The sequence below is a fragment of the Microbacterium esteraromaticum genome (assembly GCF_017303215.1).
GTDB classification, from domain to species: Bacteria; Actinomycetota; Actinomycetes; order Actinomycetales; family Microbacteriaceae; genus Microbacterium; species Microbacterium esteraromaticum_C.
In genome coordinates this window covers 1-17,933 of sequence record NZ_JAEMWU010000001.1, presented here as the reverse complement: position 1 = coordinate 17,933, position 17,933 = coordinate 1, and the positions used below count along the sequence as shown (strand labels likewise).

14 protein-coding genes are annotated in these 17,933 nt (G+C 69.4%); 10 read left to right on the top strand and 4 right to left on the bottom strand.

All coding sequences use genetic code 11. The features are described from left to right. Positions 1-68 precede the first annotated feature (68 nt). Entirely contained in the window at positions 69-1,241 is a 1,173-nt protein-coding gene (gene galT / locus JF543_RS00070) for a galactose-1-phosphate uridylyltransferase (RefSeq protein WP_206822387.1), read from the bottom strand. Positions 1,242-1,322: 81 nt separating this feature from the next. On the opposite strand from galT, the gene JF543_RS00065 reads away from it, so the two are divergent. Further along, positions 1,323-2,321, top strand: coding sequence for a LacI family DNA-binding transcriptional regulator (locus JF543_RS00065; protein ID WP_242519353.1), 999 nt, complete (start codon positions 1,323-1,325; stop codon positions 2,319-2,321). Here the strand turns inward: JF543_RS00065 and JF543_RS00060 are convergent. Beyond that, complete coding sequence (locus tag JF543_RS00060; RefSeq protein ID WP_206822386.1) at positions 2,296-4,293, bottom strand: DUF2264 domain-containing protein; 1,998 nt, start codon at positions 4,291-4,293, stop codon at positions 2,296-2,298. The genes JF543_RS00065 and JF543_RS00060 overlap by 26 nt on opposite strands. A 267-nt stretch (positions 4,294-4,560) precedes the next feature. Between JF543_RS00060 and JF543_RS00055 the strand changes: the two genes are divergently transcribed. The 8 genes from JF543_RS00055 (at position 4,561) to JF543_RS00020 (ending at position 13,478) form a co-directional block, all read left to right on the top strand. Next, positions 4,561-6,243, top strand: a complete 1,683-nt coding sequence (locus JF543_RS00055; protein ID WP_242519352.1) for an MFS transporter — start codon at positions 4,561-4,563, stop codon at positions 6,241-6,243. 52 nt (positions 6,244-6,295) lie between these two features. Then, the gene (locus tag JF543_RS00050) at positions 6,296-6,808 is read left to right on the top strand and encodes a MarR family winged helix-turn-helix transcriptional regulator (protein WP_179409900.1); all 513 of its coding nucleotides are present in this window, start codon (positions 6,296-6,298) and stop codon (positions 6,806-6,808) included. A 244-nt stretch (positions 6,809-7,052) separates the two neighbouring features. Continuing rightward, positions 7,053-8,207, top strand: a complete 1,155-nt coding sequence (locus JF543_RS00045; protein ID WP_206822385.1) for a Gfo/Idh/MocA family protein — start codon at positions 7,053-7,055, stop codon at positions 8,205-8,207. Beyond that, on the top strand, positions 8,207-9,376 hold the full coding sequence (locus JF543_RS00040; protein ID WP_206822384.1) for a dihydrodipicolinate synthase family protein: 1,170 nt from the start codon (positions 8,207-8,209) through the stop codon (positions 9,374-9,376). Before JF543_RS00045 ends, JF543_RS00040 begins: the two co-directional genes overlap by 1 nt. 92 nt (positions 9,377-9,468) lie before the next feature. Next, positions 9,469-10,365, top strand: coding sequence for a sugar phosphate isomerase/epimerase family protein (locus JF543_RS00035; RefSeq protein WP_206822383.1), 897 nt, complete (start codon positions 9,469-9,471; stop codon positions 10,363-10,365). 53 nt (positions 10,366-10,418) lie between these two features. Next, complete coding sequence (locus JF543_RS00030; RefSeq protein ID WP_242519351.1) at positions 10,419-11,189, top strand: sugar phosphate isomerase/epimerase family protein; 771 nt, start codon at positions 10,419-10,421, stop codon at positions 11,187-11,189. 178 nt (positions 11,190-11,367) lie between these two features. Further along, a complete protein-coding gene (locus JF543_RS00025; protein ID WP_206822381.1) occupies positions 11,368-12,381 on the top strand; it encodes a LacI family DNA-binding transcriptional regulator in 1,014 nt (337 codons plus the stop codon). Further along, the gene (locus JF543_RS00020) at positions 12,378-13,478 is read left to right on the top strand and encodes a glycerate kinase (RefSeq protein WP_206822380.1); all 1,101 of its coding nucleotides are present in this window, start codon (positions 12,378-12,380) and stop codon (positions 13,476-13,478) included. The genes JF543_RS00025 and JF543_RS00020 overlap by 4 nt, the downstream gene beginning before the upstream one ends. Before the next feature lie 73 nt (positions 13,479-13,551). On the opposite strand, the gene pgm is transcribed toward JF543_RS00020, so the two are convergent. Then, entirely contained in the window at positions 13,552-15,195 is a 1,644-nt protein-coding gene (pgm, locus tag JF543_RS00015; RefSeq protein ID WP_206822379.1) for a phosphoglucomutase (alpha-D-glucose-1,6-bisphosphate-dependent), read from the bottom strand. 246 nt (positions 15,196-15,441) lie between these two features. On the opposite strand from pgm, the gene pheA reads away from it, so the two are divergent. Beyond that, positions 15,442-16,383: a prephenate dehydratase gene (gene pheA, locus JF543_RS00010; RefSeq protein ID WP_206822378.1), complete on the top strand. Its 942-nt coding sequence runs from the start codon at positions 15,442-15,444 to the stop codon at positions 16,381-16,383. Between the two features lie 26 nt (positions 16,384-16,409). Here pheA and JF543_RS00005 read toward each other — a convergent pair whose 3' ends face one another. Continuing rightward, positions 16,410-17,468, bottom strand: coding sequence for an LLM class flavin-dependent oxidoreductase (locus tag JF543_RS00005; RefSeq protein ID WP_242519350.1), 1,059 nt, complete (start codon positions 17,466-17,468; stop codon positions 16,410-16,412). Positions 17,469-17,933: the final 465 nt, after the last annotated feature.

Genomic DNA, 17,933 nt, shown 5'->3' with positions numbered 1-17,933 from the left:
TGTCGTGTTGAGTGGGGGTGACCCAACGTTTTGTGACCCCTCGTGGGAGGGGTGGGGAGGGGCGGGGGTCAGTGCGTCGAGGTCGCTGCGATCGCGGAGCGCAGTCGGTCGGCGGCGACTTCGGGCAGGATCTCGGCCGTCCACGCACCCATCGCGGCCTCCGAGCCTGCGAGGAACTTCAGCTTGTCCTCGGCGCGGCGCGGGCTGGTCAGTTCCAGCCGCATCCGCACGGTGTCGCGGCCGACGTTCACGGGCGCCTGGTGCCAGGCGGCGATGTACGCCGTCGGCGTCTCGTAGAGGGCATCCACTCCGCGCAGCAGGCGCAGGTACATCGGCGCGAGCTCGTCGCGCTCCTCGTCGCTGAGCGCGGCGAAGTCGGGAACGTGCCGGTGCGGCATCAGCTGCACCTCGAGTGGCCATCGGGCGGCGAACGGCACGAAAGCGGTCCAATGCTCGCCCTGCAGCACCACGCGCTCCGAGGTGCGTTCGAAGTCGAGCACGCGCCCCATCAGGTCGGGAGCGGTGCGGTGGATGCTGTCGAGCAGCCGCTGCGTGCGCGGCGTGACGTACGGATACGAGTAGATCTGTCCGTGCGGATGCGGGAGCGTGACGCCGATCGCCTCGCCCCGGTTCTCGAACGGGAACACCTGCTCGATGCCGGGCAGTGCCGAGAGGGCGGCGGTGCGGTCGGCCCACGCCTCGATGATCGTGCGTGCGCGGGTGATGGACTGGCTGCCGAACGACCCCTCGTGCTCGGGGCTGAAGCAGACGACTTCGCAGCGGCCGATGCTGGTGCGGGTGCGTCCGATGCCGAGCTCGGCGAGGTCGTCGAGTCCGCGGGTCGGGTTGCTCGCGGCGGGAACACCGCCGGTGGCCCGGTTGAGCGCGGGGCCGAAGGAGGGGGAGCGGTTCTCGAACACCGCGACGTCGTAGAGGGAGGGCACCTCCGACGGGTTGGACGCCGTCTGCGGTGCGAGGGGATCGGCGTCGGCGCTGGGCATCATGACGCGGTTCTGCCGCTTGGTGGCGAACGTGATCCAGTCGCCGGTGAGTACGTCCTGGCGCATGGTGGCCGTCTCGGGGCGCTCGTCGAGTGCGCGGGAATCGACGCTGCGTTCGGGGCCGAGTGCGGTGCCGGGGTCGTCGAAGTAGAACAGTTCGCGGCCGTCGGCCAGGCGGGTGCTGCGCTTGATGACGCCGGCGCCGAGTTCGTCGGTTCGCAACTCCGGAGAATTTTCCATGTTCACGTGAACATGTTACGCGCGGCGCCGTGGTAACGTCAACACTCCGGAGTTGCGAACCGTGAATGAGGGGAAGATCGGATGCCACAGGCCAGACGCGTCTCGATGGCCCAGGTCGCCACCCGCGCCGGGGTGTCGAATCAGACCGTCTCGCGCGTCGCGAACGACAGTCCGCGCGTCGACCCCGCCACCCGCTTGCGCGTCGAACAGGCGATGGCCGAGCTCGGGTACCGCCCGAACCGTGCCGCTCGTGCGCTGCGCACCGGTCGCACGCAGACTCTTGGACTGGTTGCCCAGACCCTTTCGACGGTCGGCAACTCACGGATGCTGCAGGCGGTTGCCGATGCCGCCTCCGCACGCGGGTATGCCCTGACCGTGGTCACGCTGGGGGACGCCGGCGATATCGCGCACGCGTTCGAGCGTCTGCATGACCAGGGCGTCGACGGCGCCATCGTGTTGAACGAGGCCACGGCTCTCGCCCGCGAGGCCGGTTCGGCGGGCATCCGCCTGGTCGTGGTCGACTCGCCGCCCGATGAGCGCTTCACCGTCGTCGCCACCGACCACGCAGCGGGAGCGCGGGCGGCGACGGAGCGGCTGCTCGCGGCCGGGCATCGCACGGTGCATCACCTCGGCGGTCCGCTCGACTCATTCGCGGCATCCGAACGCGAACGCGGCTGGCGTGCCGCGCTCGCCGCGGCCGGTGCGTCTGCTCCCGACGTCGTCCGGGGCGATTGGAGCGCCGACGCGGGGTACGCGCAGACGGAGCGGATGCTCGATGCTCGTCGCACGCAGCCGGCCGACGCTGCGTTCACCGCGCTGTTCGCAGCCAACGACCAGATGGCCCTCGGAGCGTTGCGGGCGCTGGCTGACGCGGGTGTGCGGGTGCCCGACGACGTCGCGGTGATCGGTTTCGACGACGTCGCGGATGCCGCCCAGTACCGGCCGCCGCTCACGACGGTGCGACAGGATTTCGATCGCCTCGGCGAGGCGGCCGTTCAGTGCCTGGCCGACCTGATCGAGGGGGGCGAGCCGGAAGACCTGCGGATGCTGCCCGTCATGGTGTCGCGTCGGAGCGGCTGAGAAGCGGGTCGATCGGCAGGCGCGTGACGTGCCCGTCGGGCCAGGCGATGTGCCGGCCCTCGTGGTGGGTCGAGACGACGGGCGCTGTGGTCGCCTCGGTGGGGGCGCCCAGGTGGATGCCGAAGGCGCGCCACGCGCCGGCATCCGGGGCCGTCTCCAGCCAGGGAACCGCGGTGCGTCCCGCCAGAGGTGTGGCGTCGTCGAGGATGAGTACTCCGGAGGAGTGCGGGTCGCCCCCGTCGCCGAGCGTGTATTCGCCGAGCGCCACGACGCCGGTCGCCAGTCGCTCGGTCCGTGCCCATGCGGCGTGGGGTGCTTCGTCACTCGGCGCGGGGCCGTCGGTGAACGGGGCCACGTCGCCGGTCAGCGCCCAGCCGCCGACGCGCAGCGTGTCGCCCGGCTGCAGCGGCGCATCGGCGTGCACGCGGATCAATCGCACCTCCCACGCGCCGTGGGTCACCGATACGGTGTCGATGCGCGGCCCGTGCATCGTTGCGCCGTGGTGGGTGCCGACGCCGTGGTCCGGTCCTGCCTCGTAGCCGATCGGCCAGTGGGCCGTCGATGTCGACCAACCCAGGAGGGTCTGAGCGTCCAGGGCGAGCGTGTTCCCCACGGTGAATCCCGAGCGGTGGCTGGGCAGTCCGTCGCGCACGAGCGCCACTGTCCCGTCGACGGGCCAGGAGGTGCCGGGATCGGTCAGCACGGGGGCGGTCGCCGTCGAGTAGCCGAACTTCGCGTACAGGGGCGCGTCCGGGTGGTCGGTGCCCTCGGCGCGATGGTCGGTGCCGTGGTTGACGATGCGCACGATGCCGTCGGTCGTTCCCATGGCGAGCCACCCGGGCGCGGACAGGGCACGCGCGAAGGCGCCGCGGTCGATCGGCAGCGGTTGCTCGGGCGCGGTCCACGCGGGGTGCGAAGCGGGCAGGGCCAGCCCCAGCATCCCTTTCGCCGCCCAATAGGGCGATCCCAGCCCCGAGTAGTTCTGCGCGATCGCCCGCCACGGATGGTGCCAGCCGAGTGAGAGGACGCCATCGGCATCGGGGGCGCCGCGCTCGACGAAATGCTTGATCTGGCCGCTCGCGGCCCGGCGCAGCAGTCCGGGATCGTGGCGGGATCGCCCGTGGAACGCGGCCGCCCACGCGGGGGCCGCCGTGGCGAACCGGTAGGTGAGGCTGCGACCCTGCAGTAGCGGTGCCCCGTCGGCGCCGATCAGGTGCAGCGCGTCATCGAGGTAGTCGTCCAGTCGCTCTGTGTACCGAGCCACCCGCTGGGCATAGTGGGCATCGTCCTGAACGAGCTGCGCCCAGACGATCGGGTAGAACGGCAGGGCCCACCCGCAGTAGTGGTCGAAGTCGCGGCCGACGCCATCGGAGGTCCACCCACCGGGCAGGTCGAATCCGTCCAGCAGTGCGAAGTCCTCGTCGCGGTCGGATGCCGAGAACGGCCCGCCCACGCTCTCGAGGAAGAACGACACCATGATGCGGAACCAGGCCCAGTTGTTCGGCGGATACGGCTCGCCCATGAATGCCGAGAGGTAGTCGATCGTCTGCGTTCGCGCGCGATCGTCGAGCTGTGCCCAGACGGTGTCGCGCGTGAGGTGCAGTCCCAGTGCGAGCGCCGCAGCCTCGACCTTCGCCTGGGTGTGCTCTTCGATGCGCACCCAGCGCTCCGGATGCGTCGGATCGACCCCGGCGGCGATGCCGCGCGCGTAGCGCCGGGCCAGCGACTGGGTGCGGGCGGGATCGCCGGCGATGCGGAACGACGCCAGCATGAACGTGCGCGTGAAGCCCTCGAGATGGTCGATGTCGCGTCCGAGGCCGCCCGGGACTCCGGGGTAGCGGATCAGCGATCCGGTGGGGCTGGCGTGGCGGGCGGCTCCGTCGAGGATCGTGTCGGCAACGCGCTCCCAGTGTGCGCGTGTCCAGCCGGTGAAAGGCGAGAGAGCGGTGTCGGCGGCGGGGAGGGCGATCATGCGAAGGTGTCGAGGTCGGCGGTGAGCGGATGCCGTGGCGCGGCCCCGTGCGCGTGTGCGTCGAGTTCGTACGGGGTGGTCATCAGTCCTCCATTGGATCGGATGCTGCGCGTCAACGATAGGGGTTTTCGGGGTGAGCTGCGTCGGCTCCGACTTCCTGTGCTCGCTCGCTCGGCTCGTGATTGATCTTGTGCAATGGTTGCTCAATCGCAACTAGTGGCGTATCGTTGATGTCGATCAACTATCTATCCAGGAGCGCCCACGCCTTTGAGTACCACCGCAGCCACCCATTCGGATCCCGTCCCGCAGCGCTCCGCGCGCGAGGTCTTCACTGCCATCTCGGGCCTCATCGTCGGCATGTTCGTCGCCGTCCTTTCGGGCACGGTCGTCTCGACCTCGCTGCCGGTGATCGTCGCAGACCTCGGCGGAACGCAATCGCAGTACACCTGGGTGATCACCGCGAGCCTGCTCGCCACAGCTGTCTCGACGCCGGTCTGGGGAAAGCTCGCCGACCTTCTCGACCGCAAGATCCTGGTGCAGCTGTCGCTCATCCTCTTCACGGTCGGCACGGTGACCGCTGGGTTCTCGGTCGACATGAACATGCTCATCGCGGTGCGCGTCGTGCAGGGCATCGGCGTAGGCGGTCTGATGTCGTTGGTCATGGTCGCCGTGGCACTTCTGATCTCTCCCCGTGAGCGTGGCAAGTACATGGGGGTAGTCGGCGGCGTCATGGCGTTCGCCACGATCGGCGGGCCGCTGCTCGGTGGCGTCATCACCGACACGTGGGGGTGGCGCGCCAACTTCTTCATCGGCGTCCCCTTCGCGGTGCTCGCCCTGATCCTGCTGCAGGTGACTCTGCACCTGCCCAAGCCGCAGAAGGCCAAGGTCTCTATCGACTATCTCGGCATCGTTCTGCTGGCCGTGGGGGTGTCGACCCTGCTGATCTGGGTGTCGATGGGCGGCAGCCAGTTCGCGTGGGATTCCGCCACCAGCTGGATCCTCGCGAGCATCGCGGGTGTCTTCCTGGTCGCCTTCATCGCCGTCGAGTTCGTCGTGAAAGAGCCGATCGTGCCGATGTCGCTGTTCCGCAACCGCACGTTTACGCTCTCGGTGATCGCCTCGATCGCGATCGGTGTGTCGATGTTCGCCACGTCCGTCTTCCTCGCCCAGTACTTCCAGTTGGCGCGGGGCGCCACGCCGACCGAGTCGGGGCTGATGACGATCCCGATGATCGTCGGTCAGATGGGTGCGTCGATCATCATCGGCCAGTTGGTGAGCCGCTTCGGAAAGTGGAAGGGGTGGATGTTGACCGGCTCGGCGCTCACGCTGCTCGGCGTCACGCTGATGTCGGCGCTGCGCTACGACACCCCATTCGCCCTCGTCGCCACCTACATGTTTGTGCTCGGCGCGGGCCTTGGCATGGTCATGCAGAACCTCACGCTGATCGTTCAGAACGACACCCCGCCGCAGCAGCTTGGTGCGGCATCGTCGAACGTGAACTTCTTCCGCACCATCGCCGGCACGATCGGCGTGACCATCATGGGTGCGCTGCTCGCCTCCCGCGTCGGGGTCTACATCGCCGACGGCCTGGCCGGTTTCGCCCCGGCGGCGCCCGACGAGGTTGACGCGTTGCAGGGGCTGGCTTCCGGCGACGTCCCGAAGGTCGGAGAGCTGCCCGACAGCATCCGGGTCATCGTGGAATCCGCCTACGGGCACGGCATCGCCGACGCCTTCATGATCGCCATTCCGCTGGCGGTGGTCGGGGTCATCGCGATCGCGTTCATCCGCAACAAGCCGCTGTCGACCAAGACCTCGGCGGAGCTGCTGCGGGAGCAGGCCGAGGAATCGACGATCGAGGTCGCCGAGGCAGAGGTCGGCGCATCGATGGCCGTCACCGGTGGCATCCGCGTCGTTACGGACGCCGGAGGCGACGGTGCACGCACACGCTGACCGGGGGGCGCCGGTCGCCGATTCGTGCACGGCCGCGTCGTACACTGGCGAGATGACCGCCGCCCCGCACGCGGCCGACGGTGCTGCCGTCGGCGCCGATGCCTCAGACGGCACGGACGGCCGCATCGGCGTGGGCGATATCGAGCTCGATCAGGCCGTATCGCGCGTCGAGCACGAGCTCGGGCGGCTGTTCGCCCGCATCCGAGTGGGGTGGCGTGAAGCGGCGGCCTCGGTGCATCCGGATCTGCAGCCGCTCGGCTACCAGGTGCTCACGTCGATCGTGAACGGCACGGCGACAACGGCGGGCGAGATCATCGATCGACTGCAGACCGACAAGTCCACGGTGAGTCGTCAGGTGCGTCAGCTCGAAGAGCTGGGGCTGGTCGACAGCATCCGTGATCCCGACGACCGACGCGCTCGGCGCCTCGTCGCGACGGAACTCGCGCAGGAGCGCGTCGAGATCGCGCGCGCGACGTACAAGGAGCGCCTCGGCGACCGCCTGCGCGCCTGGTCGGCCGACGACCTCGAACACTTCGCCGACCTCCTCGACGCGCTCGGTCGCTGACGCTCGCGAGCGCTGAGGCGCTCGGCCCGCCCGTGTCGGTCGCTGACGCGCTCGGCCGACCGTCTCGGTCGCTGGCGCTCTCTGCCACTGACGCGCTCTCGTGCGCTGATGCCCTCTGCTGCTGACGCCGCGAGCGCTCGAAGGTTGCGCTCGATGACCCGACCTGCTTTGATAGCGGAAAGCGCTTACCCGCACGGATGCGGAGCGCACAGACTTCCGAGCATCACCGACAGAACGGATCACCATGACCGACGTACGCGAGATCGGCATCATCATGAACGGCGTCTCCGGGCGCATGGGCTACCGCCAGCACCTGGTGCGATCGATCCTGGCGATCCGCGACCAGGGCGGCATCGAGCTCCCCGACGGCACGAAGGTCACCGTCAAGCCGCTGCTCGTCGGCCGCAACGAGGCCAAGCTCGCCGAGATCGCCGCGCAGCACGACATCGCCGACTACACCACCGACCTCGACGCCGCGCTGGCCGACCCGCAGTGGGAGATCTACGCCGACTTCCTGGTGACCAAGGCGCGCGCCACCGCTATCCGCAAGGCCATCGCCGCCGGAAAGGCGATCTACACCGAGAAGCCCACAGCCGAGTCGGTGGATGAGGCGCTCGAGCTGGCGCGCGTGGCGCAGCAGGCCGGCGTCAAGACCGGTGTGGTGCACGACAAGCTCTACCTGCCGGGCCTGCAGAAGCTCAAGCGCCTGATCGACTCGGGCTTCTTCGGTCGCGTCCTCTCGGTGCGGGGCGAGTTCGGCTACTGGGTGTTCGAAGGTGACTGGCAGCCCGCGCAGCGTCCGTCGTGGAACTACCGCACCGAAGACGGCGGCGGCATCATCAGCGACATGTTCCCGCACTGGAACTACGTGCTCGAGAACCTCTTCGGCGAGGTCAAGAGCGTGTACGCGCAGGCCGCCGTGCACATCGCCGACCGCTGGGACGAGAAGGGCGAGCACTACACCGCCACCGCCGAAGACGCCGCGTACGGCATCTTCGAGCTCGATGGCGGCGTGATCGCCGAGATCAACTCGTCGTGGACCGTGCGCGTCAACCGCGACGAGCTCGTCGAGTTCCAGGTCGACGGCACGCACGGTTCGGCCGTCGTGGGCCTGTTCGGCTGCAAGATCCAGCCGCGCAACGCCACGCCCAAGCCGGTCTGGAACCCCGACCTCGAAGACACCCACGACTACGACGCCGACTGGCAGAACGTCCCCACCAACGACGTCTTCCTCAACGGCTTCCGTCAGCAGTGGGAGGAGTACCTCACCTCGTACGTCCTGGGCACCGAGTACGACTTTGACCTGCTCGCCGGTGCGCGCGGTGTGCAGTTCGCCGAGGCCGGCCTCACCTCCAGCGCCGAAGGGCGCAAGGTGGCGATCGAGAAGCTGTCGCTCTGATGACGACGCTTCGCCTGCTGGCAGCATCCGGAGCGATCTCGGATGCCACCCTGAACGACTCCGGCGCTTACGCGCGTCCGGCATCCGCCCTGCGCAGCCGCGTCGCCTACGCGGCCGCGCACGTCGTGCCCAAGGTGCACGCCGACAACACGCCGGGGCAGCCCGCCGACATCGACTGGGACGCCACGCTCGCGTTCCGCCGCAACGTGTACTCGTGGGGACTCGGCGTCGCTGACGCCATGGACACGGCGCAGCGCAACATGGGCCTCGACGCGGCCGCCACTCGCGAGCTGATCGCGCGCAGCGCCCAGGTCGCGCGCGAGGAGGGCGGCTCGGTCGTGGTCGGCGTCAACACCGACCACATCGACGACGAGCACCTCTCGCTCGACCAGATCATCGACGCGTACACCGCTCAGCTGCACTTCACCGAAGAGCAGGGTGCGGGACCGGTGCTGATGGCATCCCGTCACCTTGCGCGCACCGCGACGAGCGCCGAGGACTACCGGCGCGTCTACCGCGCCGTGCTCGACAAGGCGACCACGCCCGTCGTGCTGCACTGGCTGGGCACCGCGTTCGACCCGCAGCTGGAGGGGTACTTCGGATCGACCGAGTGGCCTGCGGCCGCCGAGGTGCTGCTGCAGATCATCGCCGAGAACCCGGCGAAGATCGCGGGTGTGAAGATGAGTCTGCTCAACGCTGAGAGCGAGATCTCGGTGCGCGAGCGGTTGCCGCAGGGCGTGCGCATGTTCACCGGCGACGACTTCAATTATGTCTCGCTGATCGGCGATTCGGGTGTCGGCGAGCGATCGTACTCGGATGCCCTGCTGGGCGCCTTCGCTGCGATCACCCCGGTCGCGTCGGCGGCGATCCAGGCGTTGGATGCCGGTGATCACGCCGCCTACGCGCGCTTCCTCGGACCCACCGAAGAGCTCAGCCGGCAGGTGTTCGCCGCACCCACGTTCTACTACAAGACCGGTGTCGCATTCCTGTCCTGGCTCAACGGCCACCAGCCGGCGTTCCAGATGGTCGGGGGCCTGCACTCGGCGCGCAGCCTGCCGCACCTGTCGCGCATCGTCGAGTTGGCCAACGCCTCGCTCGCGCTGGAGAACCCCGAGCTGGCGCAGCAGCGTTGGCACGGGATGCTGCGCCTGAACGGCGTCGACGCATGAACGCCCGCCAACCCCACGAGGGGTCAAAATACGTCGTATCTGCACCCTCAGACCCAGCATTTCTTGACCCCTCGTGGAGAGCGGAGCGCGATATGACCGTCGACGCGCGCCTGTCGATCAACCAGGCCACCATCAAGTACGCCGATCTCGCGACCGCTTTGCGGGTGACCGCGGATGCCGGAGTGCAGTCCATCGGACTGTGGCGCGAGCCCGTGAACGAGGTCGGTCTCGACACGGCGACGCGGATGCTGTCGGATTCGGGCCTGCGCTTCTCGACGCACTGCCGGGGAGGGTTCTTCACCCTGCCGGCCGGTCCCGAGCGCGACGCGGCTCTTGCCGATAACCGGCGAGCGATCGACGAGACCGCGGCGCTGGCGGATGCCGGCGCCGACGGCTCAACGGCCGTGCTCGTGCTCGTCGCGGGTGGACTGCCCGAGGGATCGCGCGATCTCGTCGGGGCTCGTGAACGGGTGCGGGACGCCCTCGGCGATCTCGTACCGTATGCGCGCAGCGCCGGAGTGACGTTGGCGATCGAACCTCTGCATCCGATGTTCGGCTCCGACCGGTGCGTCGTCTCGACGCTCGGGCAGGCCCTGGATCTGGCATCCGATTTCGATGCCGCGACGGTCGGCGCTGCGGTCGATACCTTCCACATCTGGTGGGATCCGCAGGTGTACGAGCAGATCGCACGCGCCGGGCGCGAAGGGCGCATCGCCACGTACCAGGTGTGCGACTGGCAGACGCCGCTGCCGGCCGATGTGCTGCTTTCTCGGCACTACATGGGTGAGGGCATCATCGACTTCGCCTCGCTCACCCGCGCGGTGGTCGACACCGGCTACGACCGCGATATCGAGGTCGAGATCTTCAACGCCGACATCTGGGCTGACGCCCCCGAGACGGTAGTTGCCCGCACGGCCGCGGCCTTCGCCGCCACGGTGGCCCCGCACCTCCCGCCCTCCCCACCCGTCTATTCGTCACAAACTGCCTGAATTCGGGCCGAATAGCGGGAGTATGTGACGAATAGATGCGAAAGGGGACGGTGATGAGACCGGGATTGTGCTCGGTGACCTTCCGGCAGCTGACGCCGGAGCAGCTCGTGCCGCTGGCCGCTGAAGCGGGCCTGCAGGTGATCGAGTGGGGCGGCGACGTGCACGTGCCGGCCGGCGACGTCGAGCGTGCCGCGCAGGTCGCCGAACTGACATCGGATGCTGGACTGCTGACCTGCTCGTACGGAGCGTACTTCCGCGCAGACCCGGACGAGGCGCTCACCCCCGCCCTCGACAGCGCGGCCGCGTTGGGCGCCGACCGCGTGCGGATCTGGGCGGGGCGCGTCGACTCCGCCGATGCGTCTTCGCAGCAGTACGCGCAGACGGTCGCGCGGCTGCGGGACGCCGCCGCCGAGGCGGTAGAGTGCGGGATCACCCTGGCGTTGGAGTACCACCGCGGCACGCTGGCCGACACCCCTCAGGCGACGTTGCGGTTGCTCGCCGACGTTGGCAGTCCCGCCCTGACGACGTATTGGCAGCCGTCGGTCGGGGCGCCGGATGCTGTCGCCCTGGCCGAGTACGATGCGGTGGCTGCGCACACCAGCGCCGTGCATGTGTTCTCGTGGTGGCCGGCAGCGGAGCGCCTGCGGCTGCGCGAGCGCGCGGAGCTGTGGCGAGCCCTGTTCACGGCGGCATCCGCCCAGGCGTTGCCGCCGCGGGACGCCCTGCTGGAGTTCGTTCCCGACGACGACCCTGCGTTACTGGCATCCGAAGCCGCGACCCTGCGCGCTCTGCTCGCCGGCGAGGCGGGCGAACCAGCCCCGTGAGAAACCCCACCCCCACGAGAAACCTCACCCCTCCCACGAGGGGCCAACAAACGTCGTGTAATGGGCGCGCAACCCCGCACATTTTGACCCCTCGTGAGGCACAAACCCCCACCCCTCATGAGGAGAAGACCCCCACCCCTCGTGAGAGCAGTCCGCGTCACATGGGTAGGCTCGGCGCATGACCGCTGACGTGCGACGCTCACCGACCCTGCACGATGTCGCCCGCGCCGCGGGGGTGTCGCTGGCGACGGCATCCCGCGTGCTGAACGGCTCCGACCGCAAGGTCGCTGAGTCGTATCGCGAGCGGGTCGAGAAGGCCGCCGATGAGCTCGGCTACACGGCCAATGCCTCGGCGCAAGCCACAGCGCGCGGAACCTCGGCGGCCATCGCGCTGCTGGTCGCCGATATCGCCGACCCGTACTTCGGGCAGATCGCCGCGGGTGTCGCGCGAGGTGCCGATGAAGAGGGCCTCATCGTCACCATCGCCATCACGCAGCGCGACCCCGAGCGCGAGGCGAAGATCCTGCGTGCTCTGCGCGGGCAGCGTCCGCGCGGTGTGATCCTGGCAGCTTCGCGTACGGATGACGGCGAGACCCGCACGGCGGACGAGCTGGACGCCTTCCGCCACCTCGGCGCACGCACGGTGGCGTTCGGCGCGGGCGCGGGTCGCAGCATCCGCATCGACAACCGCGACGGGGCCGAGCGTCTGGGCAGCGAGATGGCGCGTCTCGGCTATCGCCGCGCGATCGCGATCGGTGCGGCCGACGGCGTGCGCACGTCGGATGACCGCCTCGCCGGCTTCACTGAGGGCTTCACTGCCGGAGGTGGTGCGCTCGAGCGCACTTACCGCGGCACCTTCGAACGCGAGTCGGGTGCGGCGTCGATGGCTGATGCGCTGCGCGACGGGGTGGATGCCGGAACGCTGGTCTTCGCGCTGAGCGACGTCGTGGCGATCGGCGCCATGACGGCGATCCGCGAGGCCGGGCGCACGGTCGGCGCCGACATCGCGGTGTGCGGCTTTGACGATGTGCCGGCGAGCCGTGATGTGACGCCGCAGTTGACGACGGTGCGCGTGCCGCTCGACGAGCTCGGGTACCAGGCGTTCCGGGCGACCGTCGATGCGCAGTGGCAGCAGTCGCCGATCGAACTGGATGTGCTCGTGCGCGACAGCACACCGGTGGTCACGCCGTGACGCGCGTGGTGCTCGCGCCCGACAGTTTCAAGGGCACGATCACCGCCGCGGATGCCGTCGACGCGCTCGCCGCGGGCTGGCGGTCGGTCGACCCCTCGGCAGTGATCGTGCCGCGTCCGATGGCCGACGGGGGCGAGGGTACGGTCGCCGCGTTCGAGGCGTCGGTGCCGGGCGCGCGGCGGATGCCCGTGACCGTCGACGGCCCGGCCGGCATGCCTGTCACGACGTCGTGGCTGCTGCTTCCGGCATCCGACGACGCCCCGCAGGGGACGGCCGTGATCGACATGGCGTCGACCTCGGGCATCGAGATGCTCGATCAGTTGCGTCCGTGGGATGCCGATTCGCGGGGGTTCGGGCAGGCGATCGCTGCGGCGCTCGAGTTCGGCGTCTCGCGGGTGGTGCTCGGTATCGGATCGAGCGCATCGACCGACGGTGGCACCGGAATGCTGCGGGCGCTCGGCGCACGGTTCCTTGACGCGTCGGGCACGGAGACCGCCCCCGGCGCGCGCGGGCTTGCTGACATCGTGACGGCTGACCTGAGTGGCCTGCGGCGGGCATCCGACGTGATCGTCCTCACCGACGTCACCAACCCGCTCACCGGTCCCCGCGGTGCGGCCGCGGTCTTCGGCCCGCAGAAGGGACTCACCGGCCCCGCGCATCAGCACCGGGTCGATGCCGCGCTCGGTCAGGTGGCGCACCTGCTCGGCGTTGATGCCGCGACGCCCGGTGCGGGCGCTGCCGGCGGCGTCGGTGGCGCGCTCGTGGCCTGGGGCGCGCAGCTGGTGCCGGGCGCGATCGAGGTCGCGCGGCTGATCGGACTGGCCGAGGCCGTCGCCTCGGCCGACGTCGTCGTCACCGGCGAGGGGGCGTACGACGGGCAGTCCGGAGACGGCAAGGTGCCGTCGTACGTCGCGTCGCTCGCGGCGGATGCCAGCGCGCGCGCCCTACTCGTCGCCGGTCGTATCGATGATGGGGCCGACACCGACCTGTTCACCGGCACGCTGTCGTTGACGCAGATCGCCGGCTCTGCGGCATCCGCCCTTGCCGACCCCGAGCGCTGGTTGCGCGAGGCCGGCGCACAACTCGCCCGCGGCTGAATCGGACGCGCGGCGCCCGCGCGACGCGCCCGGGCGCCGCGCCCGCGGGCCGATCCCGGTGCCGGGCGTCGCGTCAGTCGGCGAGTGCGGCCGAGACGACCGCCCGGGCCTCCTCCTGCACCTGCGCGAGGTGCTCGGGGCCGCGCAGGCTCTCGGCGTACAGCTTGTAGACGTCTTCGGTGCCCGAGGGGCGCGCGGCGAACCAGGCGTGCTCGGTCTGCACCTTCAACCCGCCGATCGCGGCGCCGTTGCCGGGGGCTTGCGAGAGCTTCGCCGTGATCGGTTCACCGGCCAGCTCGGTGGCATCCACGGCATCGGGGGCGAGCTTTGACAGCGTCGCCTTCTGCTCGGGCGTTGCCGGCGCGTCGACCCGCTGGTAAGCCGAGGCGCCGAAGGCCGCTTCGAGTTCGCGGTAGCGCTCCGAGGGGGTCTTGCCGGTCACGGCGATGATCTCGGCGGCCAGCAGGCACAGCAGGATGCCGTCCTTGTCGGTCGACCAGACGCTGCCGTCGCGGCGCAGGAACGACGCTCCCGCAGACTCCTCGCCGCCGAACGCCACGGTGCCGTCGAGCAGGCCGGGGACGAACCACTTGAAGCCGACCGGAACCTCCAGCAGGCGCCGACCGAGCGACTCGGCGACCCGGTCGATGATCATCGACGAGACCAACGTCTTTCCGATGGCCGCATCGCGAGGCCAGTCGGCGCGGTGAGAGAACAGGTAGTCGATCGCGACGGCCAGGTAGTGGTTGGGGTTCATCAGTCCGGCGTCCTGGGTGACGATGCCGTGCCGGTCGGCGTCGGCGTCGTTGCCGGTGAGCACGTCGAAGTCGCCCTTCTTGGCGACGAGCGAGGCCATCGCCGACGGCGACGACGGATCCATGCGGATCTTCTCGTCCCAGTCCAGGGTCATGAACCGCCAGGTGGGGTCGACCTCGGGGTTGACGACGCGCAGGTCGAGGTCATGCATCTCGGCGATGAGCGTCCAGTAGTCCACCGACGCCCCGCCGAGCGGGTCGGCGCCGATGCGCACGCCCGCGCGCCGGATCGCGTCGATGTCGATGATCGAGGGCAGATCGCGCACGTACGCATCGCGGAAGTCGTAGGTGCCGATCGTGTCCTCGTCGATGTCGGCGTGACGGATGCGTCGCACACCCTCCAACCCGGCAGCGATCAGGTCGTTCGCGCGCTGGGCGATCCAGCCCGTCGCGTCGGTGTCGGCGGGGCCGCCGTGCGGCGGGTTGTACTTGAAGCCGCCGTCGCGGGGCGGGTTGTGCGAGGGGGTGACGACGATCCCGTCGGCACGGTCCGCGTCGGATGCCTCGCGGCCGCGGTTGTAGGTGAGGATGGCGTGGCTGAGGGCGGGTGTGGGAACCCACGATTCGCGGGAGTCGATGCGCACATCGACGCCGTTGCCGATCAGCACCTCGATCGCGCTGCGCTCGGCGGGCAGCGAGAGCGCGTGCGTGTCTCTCCCCAGGAAGAGCGGCCCGCGGATGCCCTGATCGGCGCGGTAGTCGACGATGGCCTGCGTGGTGGCGAGGATGTGGTCCTCGTTGAAGCTCGACGTCAGCGCCGAGCCGCGGTGGCCGCTCGTGCCGAACACAACGCGTTGCGCGGGAACGGACGGATCCGGGCGCCGGTCATAGTACGCGGCGATCAGCTCGTCGACGTCGATCAGGTCATGTTCCTCGGCGGGGAGTCCGGCACGGCTGGTCATGGGGATAGTCTGCCCCGGCATTCGCGCCTGCGCATCCTCGTGTCGCGGTGAGACGGAGGGTCGGGGCTGGGATTGTCCCGGCCGTCACCGAGAACAGGCTCGTTACCGAGAACAGGACGATTCTCGGGCATCCGTCCTGTTCTCAGCATCCATCCTGTTCTCGGAACACGGCCGACCTCACTCACCCTGCCGCGGGCCCCGGAAACGCGGCGTCGACGCACCGGGGCGCGGGTCTAGGCTGGCGGAGTGACCGAACGCCGCACATACAGCTATCTCGGCCCCGCCGGAACCTTCACCGAGGCAGCGCTCGACCAGGTGCCCGAGGCGCGCGGACACGACTGGCGTGCTGTGCATAACGTCGGTGAGGCGCTCGCCGACGTGCTCGAAGGCCGCAGCCACGCGGCCATGATCGCGATCGAGAACTCGGTCGAGGGTGGTGTCTCGACCACACTCGATGCCCTCGCGACGCTGCCGGGGCTGCGCATCATCGGCGAGTACCTGGTCAACGTCAACTTCGTGCTGGTCGGCGCGCCGGGCACCCGCCTCGACGACGTACAGGTCATCGCCGCGCATCCGGTCGCCTACGCGCAGTGCCACGGCTGGCTCGGCGAGCACCTGCCGCGGCACGCGCACGTGCCGGCCGCCAGCAACGTGGCCTCCGCGATCGGCGTGCTCGACGGAACTCTCCCCGCGCAGGCCGCGATCGCCGCCCCGGGAATCGTCGCGCATCACGAGGTCGAGGTGCTCGCCGAGCAGATCGGCGACAATGACAACGCCGTGACCCGGTTCGTGCTGGTGTCGAAGACCGTCGCCCCCGCCGAGCCGACCGGCGCCGACAAGACCTCGCTGATCATCGAACTGCCCGACGATCGCCCCGGCGCGCTGCTGGAGATGCTCGAGCAGTTCTCCACCCGCGGCATCAACCTGTCGCTGCTGCAGTCGCGTCCGGTCGGAGATGCCCTCGGGCGGTACCGATTCGTCGTCGACGCCGACGGCCACGCGCACGACGAGCGCATGGCCGATGCACTGATGGGGATCCGGCGCTTCAGCCCTCGCGTGGCTTTCCTGGGGTCGTACCCGCGCGCCGACCGCAAGATCGTGCAGTACCCGGAACGGTATGCCGACGAGGTGTTCGTCGAGGCGCGCGATTGGCTGCGCGCGCTGATCCACGGCGAGCCCGAGGCATAGGCCCCGCGCTCGCCGCCCCGCCCGCCTCAGCGGGCGAGCAGCTCCAGCGTGCGGATGCGTCCCGGCGTCTCGTCGAGAGGCTCGGCCTCGTAGGCGCCGGCGACGGGCGAGAGCATGATCTCGTCGACGCCGTGCCGGGCGGCGAATGCCGAGAGATCGGATGCCACCGACGGGCCATCACCGATGAACCAGCGCTGCCGCATGGCGGCGATGAGCGAGTGCTCGGCGGGGTCGGCGTCGGCGGCGAGTCCCGTCTTGGCCTGCTCGACGGTCTGCAGTGCGGTGAGTGGTTTGTTCTGCTGCAGGCGCGCCATCATGCGCAGCTGGGGCAGGGCGCGATCGTCGGCTTCTTCGGCGGTATCGGCGGCGACCACGTTGGCCGTCAGGAAGGTGCGCGGCTCGGCCAGCGTCTCGGACGGCTGGAAGCCGGACCGATACAGGTCGAGCGCACGTTCCAGGCCATGCCCCGAGAAGTGGTTGGCGAAGACGTAGGGCAGGCCGTGCGCGGCGGCGAGCTGCGCCGAGTAGTCGCTCGATCCGAGCATCCAGATCTGCGGAGCCCCGGTCGCGGAGGGTGTGGAGTGCACCTGGTACTGCCCGCCGGACGTGAACTGCACGGTGGCGCCGTCGGGCTGCAGCATCAGCGCGATGTCCTGAACATGCTGCGGGAAGCGCTCGACATCGCCGGCGGCGCCGGATGAACGCAGGAGCTGCGTGATGACGGGGTCACTGCCGGGTGCGCGGCCGAGACCGAGGTCGATGCGTCCGGGCGCGAGCGCTTCGAGCGCGGCGAACTGCTCGGCGACGATGAGTGGCGCGTGGTTGGGCAGCATGACGCCGCCCGAGCCGACGCGGATGCGTCGGGTGCGTGCTGCGGCCGCGGCGATCAGTACCGGGGGAGAGGTGGATGCCACCGCCGGCATGTTGTGGTGCTCGGCGAACCAGTAGCGACGCAGGCCCAGCTCGTCAGCGCGCTGCGCGAGCGAGAGGGAGGAGGTCAGCGCCTGGGCGCTGGTCTGCACGGTGCCGTCAGACGTGGCACGGACGGGGACGAGATCGAGAACGGAGAGCGCAGGAGTAGTCATCGTCGGATGCAACCGCGACCGCGGCCGCGGCATTCCTCCGCGGGGGCGACACGCCCGACCGGAGGGGCCCGATTTGCCGGGATGCTCGGACGCACGTAAGCTCTTACTTGTTCGCCCCAAGCGGTTGAGCGGAAGGCCTCAGGGTCTGGCTCCCCACCAAGTAGCGAACAACCACCTCCTTCATCTTCGGATGATCAGCCTCGTGCTGAAGAGCGTGGAAGTCCCGCCCGGGAGTCAACTTGACAGATAGGCTGAGACGGATAAGATAGACAAGTTGCCTTCACGGGCAGCGGATTCGTTCTGATCCTCACGGCCGTCGATTTGACAGTCGGGTCGGGATGATTATGATTGTGAAGTTGCCTTGCGCGTCTGGCCTTTGTTGGTTGGTGTGTGGGTGCGTCCGATCCTTGAGAACTCAACAGCGTGCACTTGTCAAATGCCAAATTATCCTCGTCCAGTCTTTTT